Source organism: Bacillus sp. TH13 (assembly GCF_016651175.1).
Classification (GTDB): Bacteria; Bacillota; Bacilli; order Bacillales; family Bacillaceae_G; genus Bacillus_A; species Bacillus_A thuringiensis_S.
Window position 1 is genome coordinate 86,003 of sequence record NZ_JAEKEJ010000024.1, and the last position, 11,850, is coordinate 97,852.

Here is an 11,850-nt window from a genome sequence, read left to right on the forward strand (position 1 = left end):
CGAAACTCAATATTCGATAAGGGGTGTGTAGCGGAATGGAATTTACTCTAACTCGCGAAAAACAAATGATTAAAGAAATGGTACGTGACTTTGCTGAAAAGGAAATCGCACCGAAAGCTGTATATTATGACAAAACTGCAGAGTTTCCATATGAAACATTTCAAAAAATGGGCGAACTAGGATTACTAGGCATCCCATTCCCAGAAGAGTATGGAGGTTCAGGTGGCGATACGGTATCGTACGCATTAGCAGTTGAAGAAATTGGTCGTGCTTGTGGTGGCACTGGTTTAAGCTATGCTGCAACAATTTCATTAGGTGCTTCTCCAATTTATTATTTCGGTACAGAAGAACAAAAACAAAAGTATTTAGTCCCAATGGCGTCAGGTAAAACATTAGGTGCCTTCGGATTAACGGAGCCGAATGCTGGATCAGATGCAGGTGGTACTCAAACGAAAGCGGTATTAGATGGCGATGAGTATGTAATCAGTGGTGAGAAGTGTTGGATTACAAACGCAGAGTATGCAAATACCATTATTGTAACCGCTGTCAATGGTATTGAAGAGAATGGTAGAAAACGCATTTCAGCATTTATCGTACCTACTACTAGTGAAGGATTAACAATCTCAAGTCCTTACGATAAGATGGGTGTTCGTGCTTCTAATACATGTGAAATCGTACTTGATGGTGTACGTGTACCGAAAGAAAATATTCTTGGTGATGTAAATAAAGGTTTTAAACAATTTTTATATACACTTGATGGAGGACGTATTTCAATCGCAGCATTGGCAGTTGGTATTGCGCAATCAGCTTTTGAACGTGCATTGCAATATGCGAAAGAACGTCAACAATTTGGAAAGTCAATTTCTAATTTCCAAGCGATTCAATTTAAATTAGCTGATATGGCGACTGAAGTAGAGTTAGCTCGTAATTTAGTACATAAAGCAGCTTGGTTAAAAGATAACGATAAACCTTTCGGCAAAGAAGCGGCAATGGCAAAACTATTTGCATCGGAAGCGGCAAGCCGTATTGCGAATCAAGCAGTACAGATTCATGGTGGATATGGCTATATGCGTGAATATGAAGTTGAACGACATATTCGTGATGCGAAACTATTAGAAATTGGTGAAGGAACTTCTGAAATTCAACGTCTCGTAATTGCTAGACATTTAGGATGTAGATAAAAGGGAGGAATCACTATGTTTCAAAAAATATTAATTGCGAATCGCGGAGAAATCGCTGTTCGTATTATGAAAACTTGTCAAAAACTTGGCATTCGCACTGTTGCTATTTATTCTGAAGCAGATGAAAATGCCCTGCATGTGAAAATGGCAAATGAAGCTTACTTAGTAGGTGGACCGCGTGTTCAAGAGAGTTATTTAAACCTTGAAAAAATTATTGAAATAGCTAAGAAGACAAATGCAGAAGCAATTCATCCGGGTTATGGTTTATTATCAGAGAATCCGTCTTTTCCGGTTCGTTGCAAAGAAGAAGGAATTGTATTTATCGGTCCTTCAGAAGAAATCATTACGAAGATGGGAAGTAAAATCGAATCACGTATCGCAATGCAAGCAGCAGATGTCCCAGTAGTCCCAGGTATTACTACAAATATTGAAACTGCTGAAGAAGCAATTGAAATTGCAAAACAAATTGGTTATCCATTAATGCTTAAGGCATCCGCAGGCGGCGGAGGCATTGGTATGCAGTTGATGGAAACTGAGCAAACGCTCACCAAAGCATTTGAAAGTAATAAAACAAGAGCGCAAAACTTCTTCGGTAACGGAGAAATGTATTTAGAGCGATATATAGCAGACGCGCATCATATTGAAATTCAGCTATTAGCAGATACACATGGTAACACAGTGTATTTATGGGAGCGTGAATGTTCGGTGCAGCGCCGAAATCAAAAAGTAATCGAAGAAGCACCTTCACCATTTTTAGATGAAGGTACACGAAAAGCGATGGGAGAAGTTGCTGTACAAGCTGCCAAAGCACTTGGCTATACAAATGCAGGTACAGTTGAGTTTCTTGTAGATGATCAGAAGAACTTCTATTTCTTAGAGATGAATACGAGATTACAAGTAGAGCATCCAGTGACAGAAGAAATTACGGGATTAGACCTTGTAGAACAGCAACTCCTTATCGCAAGTGGAGGGAAACTATCATTTACTCAGGATGATGTAAAACGTAGTGGTCATGCCATTGAAGCTCGTATTTATGCAGAGGATCCGAAAACATTCTTCCCGTCACCTGGGAAAATTACAGATTTAACATTACCGTCAAATGTACGGATCGATCACTTCTTAGAAAATCATGTAACGATTACACCTTTCTATGATCCGATGATTGCGAAAGTTATTGCACATGGCGAGACTCGTGAAGAAGCAATTTCGAAATTACATGATGCTCTAGAAGAATTAAAAGTAGAAGGTATTAAAACGAACACACCAATGCTACTGCAAGTTTTGGAAGACGAAGTGTTCAAAGAGGGTATTTATACAACGGGTTTTGTAACAAAACAACTCGTTAAAAAATAATATTTAACAATATTAAGGGGGAAAAATGATGACGAAAGTATACGCATCGATGGCAGGAAACGTTTGGAAGATTGTTGTAGGAGTAGGAGATACAGTAGAGGAAGAGCAGGATGTCGTCATTTTAGAATCTATGAAAATGGAAATTCCAATCATTTCAGAAGAAGCCGGCACAGTTATGAAAATTAATGTGCAAGAAGGCGATTTTGTAAATGAAGGAGATGTATTATTAGAAATTGAATAGGGAGATATAGGGGGAAGCGAATTGAAACTACCTAATTTTGCTGTCATTAAAGAAGTAGGACCACGTGATGGTTTACAAAATGAAAAAAAGATTGTTGGCACAAAAGATAAAGTAAAATGGATTCAACTACTTACAGAAGCAGGATTGTCGTATGTTGAAGTTTCCTCATTCGTTCACCCAAAATGGGTCCCAGCATTAGCGGATGCAAATGATGTGTTTTCTGAGCTGAAAAGGGATCCAAATGTTACATATGCTGCGCTTGTTCCGAATCAAAATGGTTTGGAACGAGCTTTTTTGCAAAATGTAGATGAGGTGAATGTTTTTTTATCAGCAAGTGAATCTCATAATAAAAGTAATATTAATAAATCGATTAAAGAAGCATTAGTTGTAATCGAAGATATAACAAAACAGGCATTATTCGAAGGGAAAAAGGTAAGAGGCTATGTTTCTACTGTATTTGGATGTCCTTATGAAGGGGATATAAGTCTCGCAGCAGTTGACGAATTATGTAATCAACTATTTTCATACGGCATTTATGAAGTTTCTCTTGGGGATACAATCGGTGTAGCGAATCCATTACAAGTAGAACAAGTATTAGAACACCTATTAAAGAAGTATGATGCTTCGCAGTTTGCAATGCATTTTCATAATACGTATGGAATGGCTCTAGCGAATGTAGTTAAATCATTAGAATACGGTATTACAACATTTGATAGTTCTTGTGGTGGACTCGGGGGCTGCCCTTATGCACCAGGAGCATCAGGTAATGTTGCTACTGATGACCTAGTACATATGCTCCATAAATTAGGAGTCCAAACGAATATAGACGAAGAAAAGTTATTGAGAGCTAGTCAATTTATTCAAAGTAAGTTAAATATCCAATTACCGAGTCATGTGTATAGAGCGCTTCAACATAAAACGATAAGTAGGTGAGTAGATGCTACAATTACAAAACATTTCCGTTGATTACGTAACACCTCACGTAGTAAAGATTTCGTTAAATCGTGCAAGACAAGCAAACTCATTATCTTTGGCATTATTAGATGAATTACAAACTATATTAACTCAAATAAGTGAAGATTCAAACGCGCGTGTAGTTATTTTGACTGGTGCTGGTGAAAAAGCATTTTGTGCTGGTGCAGATTTAAAAGAGCGTGCCGATATGAATGAAGAACAAGTTCGCCATGCTGTTAGTATGATTCGCACTACTATGGAAATGGTTGAACAATTACCACAGCCAGTTATCGCGGCTATAAATGGAATCGCCCTTGGTGGTGGTACAGAATTAAGTTTAGCTTGTGATTTTAGAATTGCGGCTGAATCTGCAAGTCTTGGTCTTACTGAAACGACTCTTGCAATAATACCAGGAGCAGGTGGTACGCAGCGTTTGCCAAGATTAATTGGTGTTGGTAGAGCGAAAGAATTAATTTATACAGGAAGACGTATTTCGGCGCAAGAAGCAAAAGAATATGGTCTAGTAGAATTTGTTGTACCATCTCAGTTACTTGAAGAAAAAGCGATTGAAATAGCAGAAAGAATTGCTAGTAATGGCCCTATTGCTGTTCGATTAGCAAAAGAAGCGATTTCAAACGGTATTCAAGTTGATTTACATACCGGATTACAAATGGAAAAACAAGCGTATGAGGGTGTAATCCATACGAAAGATAGATTAGAAGGATTACAAGCATTCAAGGAAAAACGCACACCAACGTATAAGGGGGAGTAAATATGTTAGATCAAAAACAACAATCGAATACATTTGAAGAACGAGTTGAAACGATTAAACAAGGCGGGGCACCGAAATATCATGAACAAAATAAAGCAAAAGGAAAATTATTTGTTCGAGATCGTTTAGCGCTTCTATTTGATAATGGCGAATATGTAGAAGATGCATTATTTGCTAACTGTGAACAAACAGGCTTACCTGCGGACGGCGTTGTAACGGCAACGGGTAAAATACATGGTCGTACTGCGTGTGTAATGGCCAATGATTCTACTGTAAAAGCAGGATCATGGGGATCACGCACAGTTGAAAAGATTTTACGTATTCAAGAAACAGCTGAAAAATTACGTGTTCCGTTATTTTATTTAGTCGACTCTGCCGGAGCGCGTATTACAGATCAAGTAGAAATGTTCCCAGGGCGCCGCGGTGCAGGAAGAATCTTCTATAATCAAGTGAAATTATCAGGTAAAGTTCCTCAAGTATGCTTATTATTTGGACCTTCTGCAGCTGGTGGTGCGTATATTCCAGCCTTTTGTGACGTTGTAATGATGGTAGAAGGAAACGCATCTATGTATTTAGGATCTCCTCGTATGGCTGAGATGGTTATCGGTGAGAAGGTAACTTTAGAAGAAATGGGCGGAGCTCGTATGCATTGCTCTGTATCAGGATGCGGAGATGTTTTATGTAAGACAGAAGAAGATGCGATTACGCAAGCAAGACAATACATTTCATATTTTCCAAACAACTACTTAGAAAAGACTCCATTGGTTACACCTCAAGAACCGAAACAATTCGATAAAACGTTAGAACAAATCATTCCAGAAAATCAAAATGCTCCTTTCAATATGAAAGATCTCATTAATAGAGTTATTGATGAAGGTTCATTCTATGAAGTGAAAAAATTATTTGCTCAAGAGCTAATTACAGGCTTAGCACGTATTGATGGTAAGCCAGTTGGTATTATTGCAAATCAGCCGCGTATGAAGGGCGGCGTATTATTCCACGATTCAGCTGATAAAGCTGCTAAGTTTATTAATTTATGCGATGCATATCATATTCCATTATTATTCCTTGCGGACGTACCAGGATTTATGATTGGTACAAAAGTAGAGCGTGCTGGTATTATTCGCCACGGTGCAAAAATGATTTCTGCAATGAGTGAAGCAACTGTACCGAAGATTTCTATCGTTGTTCGTAAAGCATATGGCGCTGGTTTATATGCGATGGCAGGTCCAGCATTTGAACCAGATTGCTGCCTGGCATTACCGACAGCCTCTATTGCGGTAATGGGTCCAGAAGCTGCGGTCAATGCTGTATATGCAAATAAAATTGCAGCTTTACCAGAAGAAGAGCGTGCTAGCTTCATTGCTGAAAAACGTGAAGAGTATAAGAAAGATATTGATATTTATCATTTAGCATCAGAGATGGTGATTGATGGTATTGTTCATCCAAACAATTTACGTGAAGAGTTAAAAGGACGTTTCGAAATGTATATGAGTAAATATCAAGTATTCACGGATCGTAAACATCCTGTATATCCAGTTTAAAAGCCCTATTTAGGGCTTTCTTGCTCAAAAAGTTAAGGAGGGGAAAACATTGAAACAAGCAGTTTGGTTTCCAACAGAAGAGTACAAGGAAAAAACACGTTTATATAGTTGGATGAAATCATTGGGATATGAAGACTATGAAACTTTTTATAATAAATCTATTGAGGAAACAGCATGGTTTTGGGGAGAGGCAGAAGAAGCAGTTGGCTATCAATGGATGAAACCTTATACAGAAGTGTTAGATTTAGAAAATGGTACACCGTTTGCACAGTGGTATAATGGCGGAACATGTAACGTTGTAGAATCAGCTTTATCCCGCTGGCTTGCGGATGAAGAGACAAGAATACAGCCAGCACTTCAGTACGAAGGAGAAAATGGAACTTCAAAATCATTTACATATGAAGAGCTTGATAACTGGGTAAGCCGTGTTGCCAGTGGTTTGAAACACGCGGGTATTGAGAAAGGTGACCGTGTAACAATTTATATGCCGATGATTCCAGAAACAGTTGTTGCGATGCTAGCTATAATGAAAATCGGAGCAATTATTTCACCAATATTCTCAGGCTTTGCGTCTGATGCAGTTATGACACGTGTGCAAGCGGCAGGTTCAAAAATGATTATTACCGCAGATGGATTTTCACGCCGCGGAAAAATTGTTTCTTTAAAAGATGAAGTAGATAAAGCTTGTGAACATTGCCCAACTGTTGAAAAAGTGGTAATCGTTCGTCATGCAGGAAATGATTTTACACCACATAACTATGACTTTTCCTGGAGTACGCTAGAAAAAGAAAAACCATTTATACATGCCGAAGAAATGCAAAGTGATGATCCATTAATGCTCATTTATACATCAGGAACGACTGGTAAGCCGAAAGGAACAGTACACACGCATGCAGGATTTCCTTTGAAAGCAGCTTTTGATGCAGGATTCGGAATGAATATTAAACAAGGTGATCGTGTATTATGGGTAACTGATATGGGCTGGATGATGGGGCCATTTCTATTATTCGGTTCACTCATTAATGGAGCAACGATGGTTATGTACGAAGGTGTTCCAGACTTCCCAGAAGCAGACCGGTTATGGGAGACAGTTGATAAATATGAAATTACTCATCTAGGTATTTCACCAACGTTAATACGAGCATTAATGGCAAAAGGTGATGAGTATGTCAATAAACATTCTTTAAAGAGTTTGGAAGTATTCGCATCAACAGGAGAACCTTGGAATCCTGATCCATGGATGTGGCTGTTTGAAACAGTTGGAAAAGGAAATGTCCCAATCTGTAACTACTCAGGTGGAACTGAAATCTCTGGTGGGATTTTCGGTAATGTTCTTATTAAGCCAATCGCACCGATTAGTTTTAACGCATCTTTACCAGGAATGGCAGCTGTCGTACTGGATGATCAAGGTAAACCAATTCGAGATGAAGTCGGAGAATTATGCTTAGAGAAACCTTGGGTAGGTATGACGAAAAGCTTCTGGGAAGATGATGAACGTTACGTAAACACATATTGGTCGCGTTTTGAAAATAAATGGGTCCACGGTGACTGGGTCATTTATGATGGTGAACAATATATCATCACAGGGCGTTCAGACGATACGTTAAATATTGCAGGTAAACGTATTGGACCTGCTGAATATGAATCTATTCTTGTGAAACATAATGATGTAATCGAAGCTGCTGCAATTGGTGTACCTGACGAAGTAAAAGGTGAAGTTTGTCATTGTTTTGTAGTATTAAGAGATCATGTAACATTCACAGGAGAATTAAAGAAAGAATTAATGAGTTTAGTAAACTCTCATATTGGAAAAGCGTTGTGTCCTAAAGACATCCACGTTGTAGAAGATTTACCGAAAACACGTAATTCTAAAGTAATGCGCCGTGTTATTAAAGCAGCTTACTTAGGAAAAGAATTAGGTGATTTATCATCGCTTGTAAATCCTGAAGTAGTTCCGTTTATTCAGGGGTTACAGTCTAGTAAATTATAAAGTTAGAAAGGAGCTCTATATAAATAGAGCTCCTTTTTTATGTTTATAAAAAGAGAAGGAGTGAAGTTGATGAAGAAGAAAAATTCTACTATTAGTGTTAAGTATGTCTGTTTTATAGTTTTTATTAAAATACGATACTGTGGCATGTTTATTCATTGGAGTAATTAAATTTTGTTAAGGATGAAATTCAATAAAAGCGTTATTTTAATAGGTTGTTACGAAATTTAATTTGAAAGGCAAATCCAAATGATAAAAAAAGCACTATAAATCAGTGCTCTTTTTATTAGAAATTGCTTAGTTCTTAAAAATAAAATTATTACGGACAATTTACAATGGTAATAATGACGCTAGCCATTGTTCCAGGAGAATCAAGAAGTGAAGCAGTAACGGTTACTGTTCCAGGCCCATTAGCGGCTAGAAATACAGCGGTAAAGTTACCTGAGGCATTGGTAATGACAGCAAGAGGAACCATGAAAGCAAGAGATGGGTTACTAAATGAAAAACTGACCACTACCCCTGGAGTAGGACTACCGTTTACTAATACTTGACCCGAAAAAAATAAAGTATTATTTCCTTGAGTGGATACACATGCTGTGGTTTCGTTAGAAGTCAAGGTAATAGATGCAGGTCCAGCAGGAAGATTAAATCCAGTTGGTCCAGTTGGTCCGGTTGATCCAGTTGATCCAGTTGATCCAGTTGGTCCAGTTGGTCCAGTTGGTCCAGTTGGTCCAGTTGGTCCAGTTGGTCCAGTTGATCCGGTTGATCCGGTCGATCCGGTCGATCCGGTTGGCCCAGTCGGTCCAGTTGATCCGGTTAATCCAGTAGCTCCTGTAGAACCGGTGGGACCGGTAGGGAATTGAAAAGGTTGAACAGGTGGAAGTGTAGGTCCAATAGAACCCGGATTAAGTGCAGCAAAAGATAAAAACTCGTCCATTATTTATCACCTCTAAAAATCGTATTACTAATAGTAAATGTAATGATAGAGCAAAGTGAAACGGACAAGCGGTTGTATTTTAACCAATTAAACAAAGTAGTTATATGATAGAAAGAGAGATTAGTATGATTCCTTTAGAAATTAAATATAAAAAGGCGATTATCTTCAAATCGCCTTTTAGGTAATGCCGTGTAATTTTATTCAGTTATTTGAAATATAGTTTCATTTTGTTTAGAAAATCCATACAGTTTCCTTGCGAATTTTAAAATTTCTTCTTCACTACTTGTTAAAGCCTTAACATCATTTTTAAGGGAATGACTATCCTTCTTTATAGAAGATAATTTTTGTTGCTCCGTATTAAGTGTGATCTGTTTTTCTTTAATCATTTCTTGTTGATTATTCAGAGAATATTGAAGGACAAAAATTATAGGTAATATAAAAGCCAAAGTAGTTATAATACGGCGTCTTGTTTTTTTTATACTACCTTGTTGGGTATTAGGATTCACTTGCTGTGAGGGTATATTAGGATTTGATTGGTGTGATGATACTTTTGGGATGTTTCCCATTAAAATGCCTCCATTACTGATCGTAGAATTTAAACCGTTTAAAAGTATTATAAATGTTCAATAGGGATTTTAGAAGATATTTTGATATAGGTGAGTTTTGTAAAATTTAAACAAAATCTTTATTTAAATAAAAGAAACCCCGATTGTCTGTGGGGCTCCTGAAGATAATGAAAGTACTCGACTAATTAAAGATTCCATGAATTTTTTGGTGAAAATGCTGGTAAATTCGTCTGAATTAATGAGAGCATCTAAAGCTTTATACGTATGTGAAGTAATTAAAAATCGATTTATAAGAGTTAACTTCTTTTTCTTAATACCCCACTTAATCAGTAAATATATATGTCTGTTGAAATCTTTACGTGTTCATTGACAAAAAGCTGACTATATTCAGTCAGCTTTTTGTATAATACATTCTAGTATTTATCGGTTCCAAAAGACATATTCTTTCCTTTAAGTTGACATTAAAAATATTAACAATTTTTTCTTTTGCAATGGCAACAAATAAAGAAACATTTACAACGACACTTATTTCGTTTAGAACTCCAATCATCATCACGATGACACTTTTCTTTAGATTTCCACCAATCATCATTACAATGTTTTTTCTGAGAACTCCAATCATCATCACAATGACACTTTTCTTTAGATTTCCACCAATCATCACAACAATGCTTTTTCTGAGAACTCCAGCAATCATTTTTCCAGGACATTCATTTCTACCTCCTTTCAATAGTGTTCATATTATTCTATGTTTTAATAAAAAATGGCTTGTTTATTAACCTACTATTTTATCTTTATATGATAGAGTGTTTTCTACTCGATATAGAGTTCATACAAACTATGCTAATTTTTAAGAGATAGTGGAGGGAACTACTACTAGTTATGGTATTTTTTAATAAACATTTGTTGAAGAAAGCGTTCTGATTACAAATAATATCTTATTTTCGAGTACGCTTTTTTGAATGTATATTTCACAATAACAAAGGAAAAATCCACAAATAAAGTCTATGTATATGTGAGTTAATGGGAAAATCTAGTGCGTTTTTAAGGAGCGTCTTATTTAAAAGAAAAAAGATTTGTTTTAGAAAGCGGTGTCTAAACATTAAATGGAGTAGGACTAAATTCACGGCCGCTCATTAAACAAGCTTTTAATTAGGAGAGGTCTGTTTTTATAATGAATAATGAAAAGAAAGTTTGGTACAATTGCTTGTTTTTTCTTTTTATGTGTTTGCCTCGTACCCTTTTAAGCTAGTGGACATACTTTACTAATAGAAAGGATTAGGGGGTGAGGTATTGGGTTCTCGATTTAATAATTGTAAAAAGAAGTGTACATGTAAACAAGATGATTGTTGGGAAGTATTCGAAGAGTGTAAAAAGAACAGCATGAGAAATGTGATAATTCTTGTGTACAAGGAATTAGAGATGAACTTAAGAAATTAATTAATCGAACAGTTCAAATTAACACAGAGGGACGTACTTATGTAGGTACTGTTTCGTCTGTAAGTTGTGATGTAGTTAAGCTTGCAGCTATTCCTGGATCGGTTGGAGTAATTATTTCCATTTGCAAAATTGAAGCAATTTTCCCACCTGTTACAACGGTTACTGCTGACTTTGATTTTAATGGTATTGATGTAGCAAACAAAGCATAATTATGCTGCTTTTTTGTAAAGCCATTCACATGAATGGCTTTATTTTAATTTCATATAAAAGGAGAATATATTCTTTATATAGAAATAAGTTTGAGGTTATAAAGCATGATGTACGAAAGGAGCAAGGAAGTGATTAAACTAGAAACCTTTAAAAAATCTGATTTTAAACAATTAATAAATTGGATTAATTCCGAAGAATTTCTAATACAATGGTCAGGTAATGCCTTCACATTTCCTTTAGACGAACAGCAATTAGAGAAGTATATAGAAAGTGCAAATACATTCGCTTTCAAAGTGGTAGATGAAGAGACTTCAGACGTTATTGGTCATATTTCGCTTGGGCAAATAGATAATATTAACAAGTCCGCTAGAATTGGAAAAGTATTAGTTGGTAATACGAAGATGAGAGGACGTTCTATAGGAAAACATATGATGAAAGCAGTACTTCATATTGCTTTTGACAAATTAAAACTACATAGAGTAACTCTTGGTGTGTATGATTTTAATACATCGGCCATTTCATGTTACGAAAAAATAGGGTTTGTAAAAGAAGGCTTATTAAGAGAGTCAAAAAGAGTAGGAGAAACGTATTGGAATTTATGGGAAATGAGTATGTTAGAATATGAATGGAAGAAGTAGCAACAATAGTAATTTATAATTATATTA

General features: G+C 36.4%; 12 protein-coding genes and 2 pseudogenes. 11 read left to right on the top strand and 3 right to left on the bottom strand.

The window, feature by feature from the left end; all coding sequences use genetic code 11:
* The first annotated feature begins 35 nt into the window (after window positions 1–35).
* From JFU02_RS08300 to JFU02_RS32455, 9 genes are all read left to right on the top strand, one after another.
* Window positions 36–1,181 carry an acyl-CoA dehydrogenase gene (locus JFU02_RS08300; protein ID WP_000397279.1) on the top strand — a complete coding sequence of 382 codons (1,146 nt, stop codon included), beginning with the start codon at window positions 36–38 and terminating at the stop codon, window positions 1,179–1,181.
* Between the two features lie 15 nt (window positions 1,182–1,196).
* Window positions 1,197–2,534 (top strand): acetyl-CoA carboxylase biotin carboxylase subunit, encoded by a 1,338-nt coding sequence (locus tag JFU02_RS08305; protein ID WP_000486745.1) that lies wholly within the window; start codon window positions 1,197–1,199, stop codon window positions 2,532–2,534.
* Between the two features lie 25 nt (window positions 2,535–2,559).
* A complete protein-coding gene (locus tag JFU02_RS08310; RefSeq protein WP_001987345.1) occupies window positions 2,560–2,775 on the top strand; it encodes an acetyl-CoA carboxylase biotin carboxyl carrier protein subunit in 216 nt (71 codons plus the stop codon).
* A gap of 21 nt (window positions 2,776–2,796) precedes the next feature.
* Window positions 2,797–3,708, top strand: coding sequence for a hydroxymethylglutaryl-CoA lyase (gene mvaB / locus JFU02_RS08315; RefSeq protein WP_000775429.1), 912 nt, complete (start codon window positions 2,797–2,799; stop codon window positions 3,706–3,708).
* 4 nt (window positions 3,709–3,712) lie between these two features.
* On the top strand, window positions 3,713–4,501 hold the full coding sequence (locus tag JFU02_RS08320; RefSeq protein ID WP_000939792.1) for an enoyl-CoA hydratase: 789 nt from the start codon (window positions 3,713–3,715) through the stop codon (window positions 4,499–4,501).
* Between the two features lie 2 nt (window positions 4,502–4,503).
* On the top strand, window positions 4,504–6,045 hold the full coding sequence (locus JFU02_RS08325; protein WP_000886755.1) for an acyl-CoA carboxylase subunit beta: 1,542 nt from the start codon (window positions 4,504–4,506) through the stop codon (window positions 6,043–6,045).
* A 49-nt stretch (window positions 6,046–6,094) separates the two neighbouring features.
* Entirely contained in the window at window positions 6,095–8,035 is a 1,941-nt protein-coding gene (locus JFU02_RS08330; protein WP_097960232.1) for an AMP-binding protein, read from the top strand.
* Window positions 8,036–8,367: 332 nt separating this feature from the next.
* Entirely contained in the window at window positions 8,368–8,583 is a 216-nt protein-coding gene (locus JFU02_RS32100) for a hypothetical protein (RefSeq protein ID WP_000236251.1), read from the top strand.
* A 45-nt stretch (window positions 8,584–8,628) separates the two neighbouring features.
* The gene (locus JFU02_RS32455; protein WP_276571049.1) at window positions 8,629–8,895 is read left to right on the top strand and encodes a hypothetical protein; all 267 of its coding nucleotides are present in this window, start codon (window positions 8,629–8,631) and stop codon (window positions 8,893–8,895) included.
* Between the two features lie 17 nt (window positions 8,896–8,912).
* On the opposite strand, the pseudogene JFU02_RS32605 reads toward JFU02_RS32455, so the two are convergent.
* The 3 genes and pseudogenes from JFU02_RS32605 to JFU02_RS08345 form a co-directional block, all read right to left on the bottom strand.
* A pseudogene (locus JFU02_RS32605) lies at window positions 8,913–8,969 on the bottom strand (exosporium leader peptide-containing protein); the annotation flags it as partial.
* 197 nt (window positions 8,970–9,166) lie between these two features.
* Window positions 9,167–9,535, bottom strand: a complete 369-nt coding sequence (locus JFU02_RS08340; RefSeq protein WP_086406179.1) for an FtsB family cell division protein — start codon at window positions 9,533–9,535, stop codon at window positions 9,167–9,169.
* 391 nt (window positions 9,536–9,926) lie between these two features.
* Window positions 9,927–10,232: a hypothetical protein gene (locus tag JFU02_RS08345; protein ID WP_098013508.1), complete on the bottom strand. Its 306-nt coding sequence runs from the start codon at window positions 10,230–10,232 to the stop codon at window positions 9,927–9,929.
* A 596-nt stretch (window positions 10,233–10,828) separates the two neighbouring features.
* On the opposite strand from JFU02_RS08345, the pseudogene JFU02_RS08350 reads away from it, so the two are divergent.
* Together JFU02_RS08350 and JFU02_RS08355 are read left to right on the top strand one after the other, a co-directional pair.
* Window positions 10,829–11,184: pseudogene (locus tag JFU02_RS08350) on the top strand (hypothetical protein).
* A gap of 105 nt (window positions 11,185–11,289) precedes the next feature.
* Window positions 11,290–11,823 carry a GNAT family N-acetyltransferase gene (locus tag JFU02_RS08355; RefSeq protein WP_030025674.1) on the top strand — a complete coding sequence of 178 codons (534 nt, stop codon included), beginning with the start codon at window positions 11,290–11,292 and terminating at the stop codon, window positions 11,821–11,823.
* The last annotated feature ends 27 nt before the right edge of the window (window positions 11,824–11,850 follow it).

Bases quoted from the DNA above. Each gene is read 5' to 3' on its own strand.
- JFU02_RS08300 (WP_000397279.1), top strand. From the start codon at position 36: ATGGAATTTACTCTAACTCGCGAAAAACAAATGATTAAAGAAATGGTA.
- JFU02_RS08305 (WP_000486745.1), top strand. From the start codon at position 1,197: ATGTTTCAAAAAATATTAATTGCGAATCGCGGAGAAATCGCTGTTCGT.
- JFU02_RS08310 (WP_001987345.1), top strand. From the start codon at position 2,560: ATGATGACGAAAGTATACGCATCGATGGCAGGAAACGTTTGGAAGATT.
- JFU02_RS08320 (WP_000939792.1), top strand. From the start codon at position 3,713: ATGCTACAATTACAAAACATTTCCGTTGATTACGTAACACCTCACGTA.
- JFU02_RS08325 (WP_000886755.1), top strand. From the start codon at position 4,504: ATGTTAGATCAAAAACAACAATCGAATACATTTGAAGAACGAGTTGAA.
- JFU02_RS32100 (WP_000236251.1), top strand. From the start codon at position 8,368: ATGGTAATAATGACGCTAGCCATTGTTCCAGGAGAATCAAGAAGTGAA.
- JFU02_RS08340 (WP_086406179.1), bottom strand. From the start codon at position 9,535: ATGGGAAACATCCCAAAAGTATCATCACACCAATCAAATCCTAATATA.
- JFU02_RS08345 (WP_098013508.1), bottom strand. From the start codon at position 10,232: ATGATTGCTGGAGTTCTCAGAAAAAGCATTGTTGTGATGATTGGTGGA.
- JFU02_RS08355 (WP_030025674.1), top strand. From the start codon at position 11,290: ATGATGTACGAAAGGAGCAAGGAAGTGATTAAACTAGAAACCTTTAAA.